Source organism: Microcystis sp. M090S1 (assembly GCF_020246295.1).
Lineage (GTDB): Bacteria > Cyanobacteriota > Cyanobacteriia > Cyanobacteriales > Microcystaceae > Microcystis > Microcystis aeruginosa.
The window spans coordinates 1-15,620 of sequence record NZ_JADBTF010000401.1 but is presented as its reverse complement, the minus strand read 5'-3'; the positions used below and the strand labels follow the sequence as shown (position 1 = coordinate 15,620).

Below are 15,620 nucleotides of genomic sequence, written 5' to 3'. Positions count from 1 at the left end.
TGTGCCAAATAGTTAAGCACTGTTTCCAGAGTCAAGTCTAAGCGTTCCGAGATTTGTTGCGGGGTTAAACCGAGGTCTTGCAGTAGAGGAATTGTTTTCAATTTTTGCAAGTTTATTCCCTGTTCAATTCCCTGTTCAATTCCCTGTTCAATACCATCTCCAAAAGCTTCTTGATAGAAACGAGTTTGTTTGAGGTCTTGTAGTTCCAACATAGCTTCAATTTCCTCTCGACTTTTTTGGGGTAATTTATAAATGATTATGGTTTCGATTAAATCAATGACATTTCTCTGCACTAAGCGATCGCTCACTTCTCTTTGAGCCTGTTTAATTAAAATCTTAGCAGAATTAACAGCTTGACTCTCACTTTCAGTGACCAATTTGATCATGGCGATCGCTAAGGAAGGAGTCGCGTCATTTGCCAATTCATCCAGATAGATTCTTTTAATCCTTGACAAGGATAACAAGTCTGCAAATTGCTGGGGATGTTCTCGCTCAATTTCTCGGCTAGGATAAATAACAACTATCTGCCAGGGTGACAAAGGTTTATACTGTCTAAGATATAAGAAAAGTTCCGAAAATAATCGATAATATAGGTCTTCATCCTTTTGAAACTGCACTTCTACCAGATAAAAGGGCGAATTTTCTAGATTATCGAGCGGCAAAAATAAACCATCCAATCGAAAAGCTAGTTGTTTAACTTCTTGGGAAGTAAATCGATAATTGCTAACGATAGCATCGGGTCGCTCAATTAATTCAAAGAACGAATCGGGAAAATCGAGAAACATTCGATAAAATATGCTGTCAGTTTTCATGCTGCCACAAAATTGCCTGTAATTTCCGCTTAATCCGCCAACAAAAGAGAATTAACCTATGATCATCCCATCATTTCTGCAACCCGGTGCTAAAGTTTCTCTGGTGGCCACCAGTGGAGCCGTCAAGGAATTAGCCGCCCTAGAAAAAGGCGTAGAAATCTGGCGATCGAGGGGTTATCAAGTGGAATTTAGCGAGAATTGGTCGAATAGTCTCGGTTATCTCGCTGGTAGCGACGAGCAACGTCGTCAAGCTTTAGCCCAAGCATGGCAAGATGCCGATTGTCAAGCAATTCTCTGCGCTAGGGGGGGTTACGGTAGCGCTCGCCTCTTAGAAAATTGGACATGGGCAAAAACTAACCCGAAATGGTTAATCGGTTTTTCCGACGTGACGGGGATTTTATGGAGTTTAGCGAAACAGGGCATTTGTAGCGTTCACGGGGCAGTTTTAACCACCTTAGCCCAAGAAAGTCCCCAATCAATCGATCGCCTCTTTTCTCTTCTGGAAGGTCGTCCTTTAGCCCCTCTTGTCGGTCAAGGTTGGGGTGGGGGCAAAGTGCGGGGACGCTTATTACCAGCTAATTTAACCGTAGCCACCCATCTCCTCGGAACCTCGGTTCAACCCACCCTAGAGGGGGTAATTTTAGCCCTAGAGGACGTAACCGAGGCCCCCTACCGGATCGATCGAATGTTAACTCAGTGGCGAATGCTGGGCATTTTCTCCCAAATTAAAGGCATTGCTCTCGGTCGTTTTAGCCGTTGTCTGGCGGCCTCCGGTAGTGATAGTCAAACCGTAGAGGAAGTCTTAAAAGAGCGTTTGGGCGATTTGGGTATTGCGGTTATTGCTGAGTTACCTTTCGGTCATGATGGCGATAATGCCGCTTTACCGGTGGGAACAATGGTAGAACTGGACGGGGATCGGGGAATCTTAGAATTTTTCTATCCCCAATGATCCACTTTTTTGATAGTATCTTAGAGAAGTGTTAACAAATGTAACAAAAAATTAATTATAGATGAAAGTATTAGTTGTCGGTGCGACAGGAACCCTAGGGCGACAGATCGTGCGTCATGCCATCGATCAGGGACATCAAGTGCGTTGTTTGGTACGCAGTCAGAGAAAAGCGGCTTTTTTGAAGGAATGGGGCGCGGAATTAGTCGGGGGAACCCTACGGGATAAGAGTACCATTATTGCCGCTTTAGAGGGAATGGACGCGGTGATCGATGCCGCTACTGCCCGGGCGACGGACTCAGCCAGCATTAAACAGGTGGATTGGGATGGTAAAGTTAATCTGATTCAAGCGGCCAAAACTGCGGGAGTCGATCGCTTTATTTTCTTCTCGATTCTCAATGCCGAAAAATATCCCAACGTGCCTTTAATGGAGATAAAACGCTGTACCGAGAAATTTCTAGCAGAATCGGGTTTAAAATATACAATTCTGCGTCCCTGTGGCTTTATGCAGGGTTTAATCGGTCAATACGCCATCCCGATGTTAGATAATCAAACGGTCTGGATCACGGGGGAAAGTACGGCGATCGCCTACATGGACACCCAAGATATCGCTAAATTCGCCGTTCGCGCCCTAGAAGTCCCCGAAACCGTCGGTCAATCCTATCCCGTGGTGGGCAGCAAAGCTTGGAAAGCTGAAGAAATTATCGAAGTTTGCGAACGCTTATCGGGTAAAGAGGGGAAAATTTGGCGTTTACCCATGGGATTACTGCGTTTTATGCGGGGAATAAGCCGTTGTTTCCAATGGACCTATAATATATCTGACCGACTAGCTTTTGCGGAAGTTCTCGCTAGTGGTCAAGCTCTTGATGCCCCCATGGCAGAAGTTTATCAAGTATTTGGCCTTGATCCGAGTCAAACAACTACTTTAGAATCCTATTTACAAGAATACTTTAGCCGCATTCTCAAGAAGCTCAAGGAAATCGACTTCGAGAAACAAAAAGCTCAAAAGAAGAAGAAAACTCCTTTCAAAAAGAAAGCGTGATTCAGCAGTAGGAAAATTTGTCAATGCCCAAAATCGGCATTATTTACAACGATATTAAGCCTATCGCTTGTAAAACAGCCCATCAGATACAAGATCAGCTACTTTCCCTAGGTTGCCAGGTGTTTATGGCTACTGGCAGCGGTGGCCTGCTAGGCCATTCTAAACCCTCTCGTCCGGTTTGTTTTACCCCGATCGATCAGTTAGTCCCCCCCCACTTCGATCAGGATTTAAGTTTTGCGATCGTGTTGGGGGGCGATGGTACAGTCCTATCGGCGGCCCGGCAGTTGGCCACCCTCAATTTGCCCCTGTTAACGGTCAATACGGGACACATGGGCTTTTTGACCGAAATTTACCTAAATCAGCTTGAACCCGCCTTAGAACTGGTTCTAGAGGGGAATTACACCATCGAAAATCGCTCGATGATCACGGTGCGACTATTTCGCGAAGATACCCTCCTCTGGGAGGCACTTTCTCTCAATGAGGTGGTCGTCCACCGCGAACCCCTCACCAGTATGTGTCATTTTGAGATTCAAATTGGTGAACACGCGCCCGTCGATATCGCTGCCGATGGGGTGATTCTCTCCACTCCTACCGGTTCTACTGCCTATGCTCTCAGTGCCGGTGGCCCAGTAATAACTCCCGATGTGCCAGTATTACAATTAGCCCCCATTTGTCCCCATTCTTTAGCTTCCAGGTCTTTGGTATTTTCTGACAAGGAAACTGTAAATATTTTCCCAGCAACTGCTAATCGGATGGTGATGGTAGTGGACGGTAATGGCGGTTCTTATATCTTGCCAGAAGATCGAATTAATGTGCAGAAATCCCCCTACAATGTTCATTTTATTCGCCTGCAATCGACGGAATTCTTCCGCATCCTCCGGGAAAAATTAGGTTGGGGTTTACCTCATATTGCTAAACCAACTTCGGTGGAATTACCTTAATCAGTTATCAGTTATCAGTTCACTGATTACTGGTTACTGTTTACTGATAGCTGAATTTATGCTCCCTTTTCGTGCCAAAATAGCTTTTTATTTAGAGGATGTCACCACGGCGATCGGACTGACGGTAAATCTGCTTATCTTAGCATTAATTTTACTATCTTTGGGGATTTATGTGGCTCAAACCTATCCCTTATCCGCCACTTGGCAAATGTGGTTACGTCAGCTTGATTGGGGAATTTTAAGCTTATTTTCCCTAGAGTATTTAATTCGGTTTTGGTGTGCGGAATCAAAACTAGGCTTTGTTTTTAATATTTTTTCCATCCTAGATTTATTGTCAATTCTGCCCCTATTTTTTGGTTTTTTTGATATTAGATTTTTTAGAATTTTTCGCTGGTTTAGAATTTTGCGAGTGATTCGTTTTTTTGGTTCCGATCTTTCTATTTTTAGGATTAAAACTTCCGATCAGATAGTATTTACTCGCATATTACTAACTCTATTCTCGATTATTTTTGTCTATGCTGGTTTAATTTATCAGATCGAACACCCGATTAATCCTCAAGTCTATCGGACATTTTTTGATGCTTTTTACTTCGCCGTTGTCACTATGACTACCGTGGGATTTGGGGATGTGACTCCCCTTTCTGATGGGGGCAAAATGGTGACAGTTTTAATGATTTTAACGGGAGTTTTGTTAATTCCCTTGCAAATTAGCACTCTGACTAAACAACTATTAAAATCTGGCACTCAAATTGATTATCCTTGTCCAGATTGTGGTTTCCCCCGTCACGATATAGATGCCAATTTTTGTAAAAACTGCGGGGCAGAACTCTTAAAAAAACCTGATTGAGACTAATTCGGGCGAAATTCAGGAGCCGGTCGTCAGGAGATTATTTTTATTTATTCTCCCCACTTCCCCGCTTCCCCACTCCCTCACTTCCCCACTTCCCCACCCCCAACCCATCTAAATGTTAAGTTAAGTATCGAAGAGCGGCCGTTTCATCACCTAGTAGTAATATAATCACTGAGTTATCAACTTTGATCCTTGAGTATGACTGCATTCACCACAACCCCCACCCTTGCCAATTTGCCCGCCAGTGACAGCCGTAGCCGCGTCAGTGAATTTATGAAATCCCTACAGGATGAAATTTGTCAGGGATTAGAAGAAGTGGATGGACAAGCAAAATTTATCGAAGATAGTTGGCAACGGCCCGAAGGTGGCGGCGGACGTTCGCGAGTTTTGCGGGAAGGGGCAATTTTTGAACAAGCAGGGGTGAATTTTTCGGAAGTTTGGGGGAAAGAATTACCTCCTAGCATTGCCAAACAACGGCCCGAGGCTGCCGGTCATCAATTTTATGCCACGGGAACCTCGATGGTCTTGCATCCTCACAATCCTTATATTCCCACGGTTCACCTCAATTATCGCTATTTTGAAGCAGGTCCGGTTTGGTGGTTTGGCGGTGGCGCTGATTTAACTCCCTACTATGCTTTTGAAGAAGATGCTAGTCATTTTCACCGCACTTTTAAACAGGTTTGCGACCAACATCATCCCGAATATTATCCCGTTTTTAAACGCTGGTGTGATGAATATTTTTATCTCAATCATCGTCAGGAAGCCAGAGGTATTGGCGGGATTTTCTTTGATTACCAAGACGGTTTAGACCCTCTCTATCGGGGTCCCTTTGCCGAAAGTGATGCCGCTATCTATTCAGAAAAATTATCTCCCCAACAACCCCGCAACTGGGAAGAAATTTTTAGTTTCATTAATGACTGTGGCCGGGCTTTTCTACCCGCTTACGTTCCCATTGTCCAGAAACGGCGCTCGACGGAATACGGTGACAGAGAACGTCAGTTTCAACTCTATCGTCGCGGTCGTTATGTAGAATTTAATTTAGTTTATGATCGTGGCACAATTTTTGGGCTGCAAACTAACGGTCGTACCGAGTCGATTTTGATGTCTTTACCTCCTTTAGTCCGTTGGGAATACTGTTATCAACCTGCACCAAACACCCCAGAAGCAAAACTCTATGATGTCTTCCTAAAACCCCAAGATTGGGTTAATTGGCAAGGTTAAATCAGTTATCAGTTATCAGTTATCAGTTATCAGTTATCAGTTACCAGTTACCAGTTACCAGTTATCAGTTATCAGTTATCAGTTCACTGTTCACTGTTCACTGAAAATACTTCCCACACCCTTGTCAAGTAAATAAATCTAAAAATTTTGGCTAATTTTTGGACACCTCTCCATACTCGTCTGGAAACCACGGTGAAAAAGGGACAATTACTACCTAAGAATGCGTCTCTGTTAGTGGCATTGTCGGCAGGTCAGGATTCCCTCTGTTTAGGGCAATTATTGCTGGATTTGCGCCCTCGTTGGGGTTGGCAACTAGCGATCGCTCATTGTGATCACCGTTGGTCCTCCGACCGAGGATTAGTCACTCATGTGCGGGAAATCGCCGAAATTTGGCAATTACCTGTTTATATTACCACCGCACCCCCCATGGCGGAAACGGAAGCCAAGGCCCGACAATGGCGTTATCAAGCTTTACAAACAATCGCCCAAGAACAGGGTTTTAATTATCTTCTCACGGCACACACGAGGAGCGATCGAGCGGAAACTTTTCTTTATAATCTCACGCGCGGGGCGGGTAGTGATGGACTTTCTGCCTTAACTTGGTTGACAAGTTTAACCCCAGATATTTTTTTAGTCCGTCCCCTCTTAAATGTCACTCGCGGGGAAACTTTCGCTTTTTGTCAAAGTCGAGAATTACCGATCTGGTATGATCGAGCTAATGAGAATTTACGCTATGCTCGCAATCGCATCCGTCAGGAATTATTACCCTACCTGCAAACTAATTTAAATCCCCAAATCGAAAAACATCTCGCCCAAACTGCCGAAATTTTGGAAGCAGAAAGCGATTATTTAGATAGTATTGCCCGGGATATTTTTCGCCAGGTTATCGATCTAGATCAACAAAGACTCGATCGCTCCCCTTTACAAATTCTACCTCTAGCGATACAAAGACGGGTGATTCGTTTATTTTTAGCTCAATATTTACCCTCATCGCCTAATTTTGCCGAAGTTGAGTCAGTGGTTAATCTCATTACTGGTGTTAATCGCGATGCCACTTCCTCCTTAACCGGCAAAATTCGGGTAGAAGTACAACAAAATTGGCTACATATCAGTTATCAGTGATCAGTTATCAGTTATCAGATTACAGTTTTAAGTGGACAGTGTTAGGGGAAAACTTCGCTACTTTCTTTTCACTGATTACTGCTTACTGTTTACTGTTCACTGAAAAAAACCATCTCCCCATTCTAGTTATCTCTAGCTAACTTTTACAGCAATTGCTTTAAGAAGAAACTATAATTAGTAATACGATTAAACTACAAATCAAATTGGCGTAGAATAATGAGCGAAACTAAAGTAATTAATCGAGAAAATTTACTGGTCAGTCTCCGGCAACAACTGCGCGCGGGACAACAGGAATTAGCCGATTGGCAAGGGGGAAAAATGGCCATTTCTGCGGTGCCGGGGGCGGGAAAATCCCACAGTTTGGCCGTAGCTGCCGCCATGGTTATTGCTCGTGAGCAACTTCATGCTAAAAAACAGTTAATTATTGTCACCTACACGCGCTCGGCTGCCGCTAGTATTAAAGCTAAAATTAAACAACGCTTGCAAGATTTACAACTTTCGGCCCAAGGTTTCAGCGTCCAAACTCTGCACGGACTGGCCCTACAATTGGCCCGTCGTTACCCGGAATTATCGGGATTAGACCTCGAATCTTCTACCTTAGTTATTCCGACTCCTAGCCACAGAATTATTAGAAACTCGGTAGAAAAATGGCTAATTGCCGACCCAATTCGTTATCAAAAGTTATTAGAAGGAGTGGAATTTGATGGGGAAGAAACAGAAAGATTACGCCGTCAATCGGTGCTGAGAACCGAAATTTTACCTAGTCTTGCCTATACGGCCATTCATGAGCTAAAAAGTTCTGGATTATCACCGCAGCAAGTCTGGGAATTAAGCCACTATACCGACGATAATTATCAAATTCTCGCTATTGCTAGTGGTTTGTACCAACAGTATGAAATCCTGATGCGTCAGAAAAACTATATAGATTATGATGACATGATTTTAGGAGCCTTGCGGGTATTAGAGGAAGAAAAAATTCGCCGACAATGGCAAAAATCTGTCTTTGGAGTCTTTGAAGATGAGGCACAGGATTCTAGTCCTCTCCAAGAAAAACTAATTACTATTTTAGCAAAAAATAATGACGGGGAAATACCTAATTTAATTCGCGTCGGCGATCCCAATCAAGCCATTAATTCTACCTTTACCCCCGCCGATCCTGTTTACTTTAATTGGTTTTGTGAAAGTTGTCAAAACGAAGGCAATTTATCCACTATGAACCAAGCAGGTCGCAGCAATACTAAAATTATCGAAGCTGCTAATTTAGTTTTACAATGGGTTGATCGAGATTGGAAACAGGGAAAAGATAATCATAAAGTTACCGAGGCTCCTTTTCGAGTTCAAGCGATTCTTCCCGTCGGTGCTGAAGATCCCCAACCTAATCCAGTTAAGGAGGGAAAAGGATTAGAAATTTATCAACCCGATGACATTTATCAAACAGTAGAATTAATTGAAAAACGTCTAGTTAAATTACTCCAAGAAAACCCTCAACATAATGCGGCTATCCTCGTTAGAGAAAATCGACAGGGACACTTTTTTGCTCAAAAATTTGCCCATTTTTACAAAAGTTATCAAATCAGAATTTTTGAAGCTAACGAGATCGATCGCTTTTCCCAAATTCCCGCCGAAATGCTGAAACTATTAGCTTTTGTCGAACGTCCCCACTCTCCTGATTATCTCAAAGCGGCTTTAGAAGTGCTACAATTTAGGGGTTTAATTACTGCCCAAGACTTAAATCCTTTAGTTACCTATCCCGAACAATTTCTTTATCCCACTCCCCTCGATCCCGAACTGAAATCTAACGAAAAAATCGCCCGTCGTTATTGCTGCAGTTTACTAAAAGCTAGATTAGAATTACCCCATTATCAACTCCTGTCTTTTTTCGCTATGACTCTCCAATATTCCGGTTCAGAATTAGCCACTTTGCAAAAATTAACCGCCCGTATTTATCAGGAAACTGCTGGTAATAGTTCTCTAAAAAATACAATTAACACCCTTAATGAAATTATCGCCTCTGAGCGCTTTGAAGGAGTGGAAGAAGATAACGACGATTGTTATACTCGTCCCGGACAACTGACGATTATTACTATGCACAAAGCCAAGGGTTTAGACTGGGATTATGTTTTTATTCCCTTTCTTCACGAAGATATTATCCCGGGCAAACCTTGGGTTCCCAATGGGGCGAAATTTTTGGCAGATTTTACCCTCGCAGAAGTGGCCCGGGCGCAAATTCGAGCAGCAGTTCATCAACGCTATTTAAACCCCGACAGCATACCAATTATTCCCCCACCTTTAAGCGCTTGGTTAGAAGCTGGACAACTTAAAAAAGCTGAAGAATACCGACTTTTGTATGTAGCGATGACGCGAGCAAAAAGACTTTTATGGATGTCGAGTGAAAAAAAAGCTCCCTTCCGTTGGAACACTTTTCGCGGGGATGAAAGTAGTCAATTACAGGATAAAAATCCCTGTCCTGTCTTTCCTGTTTTAATCAATGCTTTCCCCGATTCTTTCTGTGTTTAACTGTTGCTGCAGCGTCCGCGGATAAAGAATTAGGAAGACAAACCACCAGAGGAGTATGGGAATAGATAGGAGTAGAGTTAACCAGAGACGCTGGGTTAAAAACCAACAGCCGGCAATCAGGGTAATTCCTGTCAACAAAATCGACCAAGGTTGACACCAACGGGGTTTGTGATTCCAAACGTTATCGGATTTCGAGTTAGACATTAGTTAAGGGGCGGTAATTTACTAACTTGATTTTATAGTGATCGAGCTTAAAAAACGCTTGGGAAGACCGAAAGAGTCAAAAATTACTCGATTTACTTATTTAAAAATAACTCCCCGCAATCATAGCCGCTAATAAAATAAAACCGACCCAAACATTTTGGCCGAACATTTGACCATAAACTGGTTTAGGTAAATCCGATTGACGTAACAGCCGGTATTGACGCAACCAAGCGATCGCCGCTAGACCCAACCCTAGCCAAAAAGAGGCTGATAACTGCATTTTTTGCCCCTCCCAAGCCAATAAACCCACTGTTAGGGCAAAAAAGACCCCTACGGCTTCCGGGGCGTATTTGCCGAAAAAGATGGCACTAGAGTTAATACCAACCTTGAGGTCATCCTCTCGATCGGACAGAGCATAAATAGTATCAAATGCCAATGTCCAAAAAATCACCGCTCCCCATAATATAAATGTATTACTATTTAACGACCCGGTGACGGCACTCCAACAGATTAAAACCGCAAAACCCCACGCGAGAGAAAGAACCAATTGGGGTACAGGAAAAAAACGCTTGGCGAGGGGATAGCAGATAATCAAGGGAACGGCGGCTAAACATAGGCAAAAACTCAGGAAATTCAGATATAAAGCTAAAATTGCGGCGCAAAAGAAAGCAATCAGAGCGATAATCAAACCAACCTTGATCGATAAAGCTCTGGCCGCTAAAGGACGGTTACGAGTGCGATCGACTTGTGGATCGATATCGCGATCCCAAAGATCGTTAACCACACAACCGGCGGCGCTAGTGGCCAAAGTTCCCAAAACGATCACCCCGATCAAGGGTAGCGGTGGCACACCGTCTGCCGCCAAAAATACCGCCCATAAAGCGGGAATCATCAAAATTAACCTACCTGCGGGTTTATCCCAGCGCAAGAGGCGAATAATCGTCATCCAAGTGGGTTCTAGATCGGGTTGGGATATAGTCATAATTTCTCGTAAAAAGTAGAAACTAGGAGTTAACGGGGAGATGGGGAAGTGGGGAAGTGGGGGGATGGGGAAGTGGGGTGTGGGGTGTGGAGTGTGGGGTGTGGGGTGTGGGGTTTTGGGGGTGTGGGGAAGTGGGGTTTTGGGGAAGTGGGGTTTTGGGGAAGTGGGGTTTTGGGGAAGTGGGGTGTGGGAAGAATAAATAAAAATAATCTCCTGACGACCGGCTCCTGACTCCACCAATAAACTTTTTCAGCAAACCCTACTTACTTAACGTGATTACCAGCCCCAACTATTGGGAACGCCTTTAAACGGACCAACCACATCGGAGGTTATCCATCCCCCGTAAAAGTTGCCAGGCTGCGGTTGTACTAATTCACCGTCGGCATAACAAGCGGTCATTTTGGCGGGATAAAAAGCCAGATAATTCTTAATTGCCTGAAACTCTGGTGTCGGGTCCGGATAATACCAAGCGGCGTTAATTGCCTGTTGGTCGCCAACGCTGATATTGTAATATCCCGCTAGACCTTTCCACTCACAAAAAGACTTTTCTGCTGTGGCTTGCAGGTATTCCATTTTAATATCTTGGGGCGGTAGATAATAAACTGGAGGATGACTGGTTTCTAGAACTCGATAACTGCTTTTAGTATCGGCAATTATCACACCATTAAAGATAATTTTTAGGTGTTTAGGCGATAATTCTAGGCGCGGGGGACGAGGATAATCCCAGACGGATTCCTGTCCTGCTTTTGCTGGTATTGGTTGGGGACGAAACATAATTTTTCTTATATTATTCTCCGAGTCAGGAGTCGGGAGTCAGGAGTCGAGAGTCAGGAGTCGGTCGTCAGGAAATTGCTTTTATTTATTCTTCCCATCTCCCCATCTCCCCACTTCCCCATCTCCCTATCTCCCTATCCCTTATTCACTGATCACTGAAAAGAGTTTTCTCAGGGTTTCCACTCGTTCTCGATTGACATTTAAATCCGATTCCCCTAACCGGGAGGCCGAGCGAACATCGATCGCATTTTTGCTAGGATTGAGAGAAAATTCCAGATCATCGACAAATCCCATCCATTGACTGCTAAATTCGGCGTAGAGATAGTTACTATCTTGGCTAATAATTTTAGTTCTCGGTTGGGAGGCGATAATTTTAGCTAATTGCTCGATCGCTTTTTCACCGCTACCCTGATAACTAAGGGGTTCGATCGAATGAGCCTGATCCTGACTCTGACTACTAACACAATTAGGAGTGACCGGACAAGGAGCCAGTTTACCCTCCCTGACTCCCAAATAATCGGGACGATTACCGGCGAATAAACTGACGCTATCGGGAGCAATTAACCTAATTCCTAGCCAGATGAGCAATATTCCTAGGAAAATAAACGGGGTCAGCCGGAAAGATTTTTTCACCGTGTCGGAAGTTTCAGTCATGCTAGTCTTACAGAATCACTTCAATTAACTTAACATTGATAGGTGTGGCAATATCAGGAGATAGAATAAGATGTTTCTCGATGAATTACAACCCGTTGTTAAAGAACTGATTCAACAACCGATCGCTTTTTTCGGTGGTTTTGCCTCTGGATTACTGCGCTTGAAACTTTCGGACGATCCCCTCAAAAAATGGTTAGAACAGCAGGGATTAGTCAGTTTTAACGACAATAATCAGGATAACGGCAACGGTCCCCAGTCGATCTCGATCGATTAGGGATCAGGGGTTAGCTGTTGGGGGTGAGGGTATTCTCCCATCCCCAAAACCCCCCGCTTACCACCCCATCAGCTTAACTTGCTGCTGAAAGTAGATAAATTTCCTCGGCTACTCTTTTTAAGCGTCTTAATTGCGCTTCCATATCCTTTTTAGTCCATTTGGCGGCGAATTGCTGGAATCCCCACCCCACAACCGGATTAGGAATCGCAAACTCAAAACGATTGATTAGACAAGTGCCGCCATCATTGGGTTGACATTCCCAGCGATCGCAACCACGAAAAAAGCCTTCAAATTGCCAGACAATTAACCCCGGTTCTCTCTCAATCACCGTACTTTTCAGCGTTGGCTGAATTAGGGGAATTTGAATCAAAAAACGACTTCTCCCACCGATATCGGTCTTCCAATCCCCGATAGGTTCACAAACTAACACCGGATTCAACCAACGACGCATTAACTCTAAATCCGTGATACAACGCTCTACCGTCGTGGCACTAGCTTTAATCTGAATTGATTGTTCAAATACTTGACAAGATGACATTGATCTGCTTATAAGTGGGTGGGTGGAATTAAATATAAGATGAACGTAGGTTGGGTTGAAGCATGAAACCCAACGCCTGCATGGGTTACGCTACCGCTAACCCATCCTACAAATAATTGTGCCTCCCTACTTAAATTACTGGCTGAGAATTATCGGTAGTCGGACAAAAGTACAGTTAACTGTGCAGACAAGGCAACAGTAAGGGTTTCGGCCTTGGTTACATTTCTTAACATAGTCTTGTTTATAGCCTTTCTCATCAAGATGAAGTGTAACCTAATTTGCTATGGACGACCGGCGATCGACTCCCCAAAACGAAAACTTCCTACCTCACCATTAAGATAACTGCTCTCAAGCTCACTTTTTCACTAGCTTGAGCAACTCTCGAAAACGTTGGCGTAATCTCTCGATATTAACTGATAATAACATTGGTATCGAGAACAAAGCGTCTAGTCATCTTCATTTAAGAGAGATTCTAAAATTTCAGTGGTTAATCCTCTCTCTTGTGCTTTTTGTCCAATAGTATCCATCGTTTTATATAATTTGTCCAGAGATTCTTTTCTAGATAAATTTGAAGATTGAACATAAAAAGCGATTTTTTCTTCTATTTTTTGACGCTCTTCTTCCGTTGCATTCCAATAAGTTTCAGCAACATCTAAAGGAACTTTGATTCGGATTTCTGTTTGATAGTTTGTCATAATTATATTTTCTTAGTTTAGTAGTAAAGAAATTTAGTCGAAATTAATAGCTTCCCTTCAGCCAGCGTTACAGTCTAGAAGTTTCAGTTACTCTAGCGCATTGTTAAACTGATTGTCAAGTTTAGTTACTCTCAATTTAATATCTGTAATTTACTTTGGTTGCGAAAAACCAGTGCCGCTAGTGTAAGTATTCTCCAGCGCCGGGACTAAATCTAGAGATGACGTTGGGGGGAAGGCTAATGTGGGAACGGTAAATAAATTTCGCTGAGTTGCTTGCTATGATTAGGGGTAATTATTAACACTTCTTAAAGAGCGAGTGGGAAAATGAGGCAAGTCATTGTATATCGAGACGAAGATGGCTATTGGATTGTGGAGTGTCCAAGTCTCAAAGGCTGTGTTAGTCAGGGAAAAACGAAAGAAGAAGCCTTGATTAATATAAAAGAGGCGATTGCCGGTTATATTGCGGCTTTAGCGGAAGACGGCCTGCCGATTCCAGCAATTATTAGAGACGTTGAAGTCTAACCATTATGAGCGGAATTAATCGCGAGATTTTTCTTGACGCTAAACATATTTCTAAACATTTACCGAATACTCCACAATCACGGAGATTACTGTTACGAGGACGAGCTATTCATGTGTTTAAAGATGAAGATACAATGCTACGAGTTATTCAGGCTATCATGGAAAGGGGTGAATACACGGGCAATGTGCGAAACTATGAGCGCTATGGGCTATTCTTTGCCGAAGCGATTGGTTGTCGTATCAGCCCAGATGGTTTAAAGTCTTCTTTATTCTACGGCGAGGTTAAGATTAATGCAAACAACCAATATCACGCAATTCCTCGAACCCGACCTAGTGAAGGATAATTGGCGCTTCCTAGAAGTTTGGGTGGATTCCATGCAGTCCCCTCCCTATATCCTGCTAGTGTTGATCGATAAGGCGAGGGGGTGTTATGTTTTTGATCCTGCTGAAAAGTACCGTCTCGTCAAGGCGTTTCCAGATTATGAAGAGGCTCAACTCTGGCTCTTGGAAGATGAATACGAACCGATTGAAGGACGATTATCTAGTGAGGAAAGCGCTTAGATTTGTTTAAACTTGTCGTTTGGAATGAAGTCAGAATATCGCCTTACCAGTGCCGTTAGGGTAAGCACCGAGATAGTTACGAATGGAGTCAGGTTTGGGTAATTGGCGCTAGGATTATCGGAGGATTTTCTTTCGGCGCTGGGTGGTGATTCGGTAGTAGTGATGGCGGCTTAATCCTTTGCTTTGCTGTGCATTGTAGTCATGGATAAAATACCAAAGGGATCCCCAACGTGATTCTCCATTTTTTTAGAGAAAGATAGACTCTCTCTCACCAGCCGAGAAATCCTTTGTCGCAAGGTATTATTTAGGGTCTGCTGAAAAAGTAGGGGCGAAGCATTCGGGCAATAACCTATCGGTGAAACCGTAGATTTTCTATCCGAATGCTTCGCCCCTACAGGACGCGGGCCGATGAAGACGCCAGGTTTTGAAGCACGATTCTCTCAAAATCTTGCACCTGTTTCGCAAGAAAAGCCACAAAACCCTTACCATGCCTACATTTCACATTTATTCAGCCAGCCCTATTTAATCTTTCAATAGGATTAGTTTGACCAGTTTCTTTTCCGACTGGTCGATGACGTTTACTGGGAATTACTGTCTTATATGACTCCCAAAAGTCTGTGTAAACAACCGCACATTGTCGGTAAACGCCGGGTAAACTGGCCCCAAAGTTTTTTGGCTGATTGACGACTCCTATCTCCGCGCATAGCAACCAATAATTTCCCTTGTCTTTCTATCAATTAACCGCTAAATATAAACCTTTATCGTCTTAGAAAAAACCAAAGACCACATCTCATCACATTCTATAACCAATTTACCTTTTGGTTTGTCCGAAACCTTTATTTGACGGGGGACAGCCGCCAGTTTATTGTTGATATAGTTTTGTAAACATGACCAACTTACCCCTGTTACTCTAGCAATTCCTCGTCAGTAAATTCGTTCGAGTAAGAGTTTATCAATTAATTGTT

Annotated in this window: 18 protein-coding genes and 2 pseudogenes; 11 read left to right on the top strand and 9 right to left on the bottom strand. The window is 43.3% G+C overall.

All coding sequences use genetic code 11. From position 1 onward, the window contains the following. The coding region (locus IM477_RS17825; protein ID WP_287732877.1) for an Rpn family recombination-promoting nuclease/putative transposase at positions 1 to 812 on the bottom strand (812 nt) is incomplete at its 3' end. Between the two features lie 58 nt (positions 813 to 870). Between IM477_RS17825 and IM477_RS17820 the strand changes: the two genes are divergently transcribed. From IM477_RS17820 to IM477_RS17790, 7 genes are all read left to right on the top strand, one after another. Then, complete coding sequence (locus IM477_RS17820) at positions 871 to 1,761, top strand: S66 peptidase family protein (protein WP_147069237.1); 891 nt, start codon at positions 871 to 873, stop codon at positions 1,759 to 1,761. Positions 1,762 to 1,822: 61 nt separating this feature from the next. Next, the gene (locus IM477_RS17815) at positions 1,823 to 2,800 is read left to right on the top strand and encodes an SDR family oxidoreductase (RefSeq protein ID WP_002765356.1); all 978 of its coding nucleotides are present in this window, start codon (positions 1,823 to 1,825) and stop codon (positions 2,798 to 2,800) included. A gap of 23 nt (positions 2,801 to 2,823) precedes the next feature. After that, complete coding sequence (locus IM477_RS17810; protein WP_147069238.1) at positions 2,824 to 3,741, top strand: NAD(+) kinase; 918 nt, start codon at positions 2,824 to 2,826, stop codon at positions 3,739 to 3,741. A gap of 58 nt (positions 3,742 to 3,799) precedes the next feature. Next, entirely contained in the window at positions 3,800 to 4,588 is a 789-nt protein-coding gene (locus IM477_RS17805; protein WP_287732875.1) for an ion transporter, read from the top strand. Positions 4,589 to 4,789: 201 nt separating this feature from the next. Then, positions 4,790 to 5,812 (top strand): oxygen-dependent coproporphyrinogen oxidase, encoded by a 1,023-nt coding sequence (gene hemF, locus IM477_RS17800; RefSeq protein WP_002762975.1) that lies wholly within the window; start codon positions 4,790 to 4,792, stop codon positions 5,810 to 5,812. Between the two features lie 147 nt (positions 5,813 to 5,959). After that, positions 5,960 to 6,934, top strand: coding sequence for a tRNA lysidine(34) synthetase TilS (gene tilS, locus IM477_RS17795; protein ID WP_287732874.1), 975 nt, complete (start codon positions 5,960 to 5,962; stop codon positions 6,932 to 6,934). A 216-nt stretch (positions 6,935 to 7,150) separates the two neighbouring features. Further along, positions 7,151 to 9,451, top strand: a complete 2,301-nt coding sequence (locus IM477_RS17790) for an ATP-dependent helicase (protein ID WP_287732873.1) — start codon at positions 7,151 to 7,153, stop codon at positions 9,449 to 9,451. Here the strand turns inward: IM477_RS17790 and IM477_RS17785 are convergent. The 4 genes from IM477_RS17785 to IM477_RS17770 form a co-directional block, all read right to left on the bottom strand. Next, entirely contained in the window at positions 9,416 to 9,655 is a 240-nt protein-coding gene (locus tag IM477_RS17785) for a DUF6737 family protein (RefSeq protein WP_002736158.1), read from the bottom strand. The genes IM477_RS17790 and IM477_RS17785 overlap by 36 nt on opposite strands. 100 nt (positions 9,656 to 9,755) lie before the next feature. Beyond that, a complete protein-coding gene (locus IM477_RS17780; protein WP_272015149.1) occupies positions 9,756 to 10,637 on the bottom strand; it encodes a 4-hydroxybenzoate solanesyltransferase in 882 nt (293 codons plus the stop codon). Between the two features lie 276 nt (positions 10,638 to 10,913). Beyond that, positions 10,914 to 11,411, bottom strand: coding sequence for a DUF427 domain-containing protein (locus tag IM477_RS17775; RefSeq protein ID WP_287732870.1), 498 nt, complete (start codon positions 11,409 to 11,411; stop codon positions 10,914 to 10,916). A 141-nt stretch (positions 11,412 to 11,552) separates the two neighbouring features. Further along, entirely contained in the window at positions 11,553 to 12,065 is a 513-nt protein-coding gene (locus tag IM477_RS17770; protein ID WP_287732869.1) for a DUF1499 domain-containing protein, read from the bottom strand. A 70-nt stretch (positions 12,066 to 12,135) separates the two neighbouring features. Here IM477_RS17770 and IM477_RS17765 point away from each other — a divergent pair, with 70 nt between their 5' ends. After that, entirely contained in the window at positions 12,136 to 12,339 is a 204-nt protein-coding gene (locus tag IM477_RS17765; protein WP_002762986.1) for a ssl0294 family protein, read from the top strand. A gap of 73 nt (positions 12,340 to 12,412) precedes the next feature. On the opposite strand, the gene IM477_RS17760 is transcribed toward IM477_RS17765, so the two are convergent. Both IM477_RS17760 and IM477_RS17755 read right to left on the bottom strand, forming a co-directional pair. Beyond that, positions 12,413 to 12,877, bottom strand: a complete 465-nt coding sequence (locus IM477_RS17760; protein WP_287732868.1) for an SRPBCC family protein — start codon at positions 12,875 to 12,877, stop codon at positions 12,413 to 12,415. Between the two features lie 446 nt (positions 12,878 to 13,323). Beyond that, positions 13,324 to 13,572, bottom strand: coding sequence for a hypothetical protein (locus IM477_RS17755; RefSeq protein WP_287732867.1), 249 nt, complete (start codon positions 13,570 to 13,572; stop codon positions 13,324 to 13,326). 324 nt (positions 13,573 to 13,896) lie between these two features. Between IM477_RS17755 and IM477_RS17750 the strand changes: the two genes are divergently transcribed. The 3 genes from IM477_RS17750 to IM477_RS17745 are packed head-to-tail and all read left to right on the top strand — an operon-like array spanning position 13,897 to position 14,655. Further along, positions 13,897 to 14,094 (top strand): type II toxin-antitoxin system HicB family antitoxin, encoded by a 198-nt coding sequence (locus tag IM477_RS17750; RefSeq protein WP_002762992.1) that lies wholly within the window; start codon positions 13,897 to 13,899, stop codon positions 14,092 to 14,094. A gap of 5 nt (positions 14,095 to 14,099) precedes the next feature. Next, a complete protein-coding gene (locus IM477_RS23450; protein ID WP_002803289.1) occupies positions 14,100 to 14,438 on the top strand; it encodes a DUF6972 family protein in 339 nt (112 codons plus the stop codon). Further along, the gene (locus IM477_RS17745; RefSeq protein ID WP_002736772.1) at positions 14,386 to 14,655 is read left to right on the top strand and encodes a hypothetical protein; all 270 of its coding nucleotides are present in this window, start codon (positions 14,386 to 14,388) and stop codon (positions 14,653 to 14,655) included. Before IM477_RS23450 ends, IM477_RS17745 begins: the two co-directional genes overlap by 53 nt. Positions 14,656 to 14,769: 114 nt before the next feature. On the opposite strand, the pseudogene IM477_RS17740 reads toward IM477_RS17745, so the two are convergent. Together IM477_RS17740 and IM477_RS17735 are read right to left on the bottom strand one after the other, a co-directional pair. Then, positions 14,770 to 14,969 (bottom strand): annotated as a pseudogene (locus IM477_RS17740) (hypothetical protein); the annotation flags it as partial. A gap of 225 nt (positions 14,970 to 15,194) precedes the next feature. Further along, positions 15,195 to 15,604, bottom strand: a pseudogene (locus IM477_RS17735) (IS1 family transposase); the annotation flags it as partial. Positions 15,605 to 15,620 lie beyond the last annotated feature (16 nt).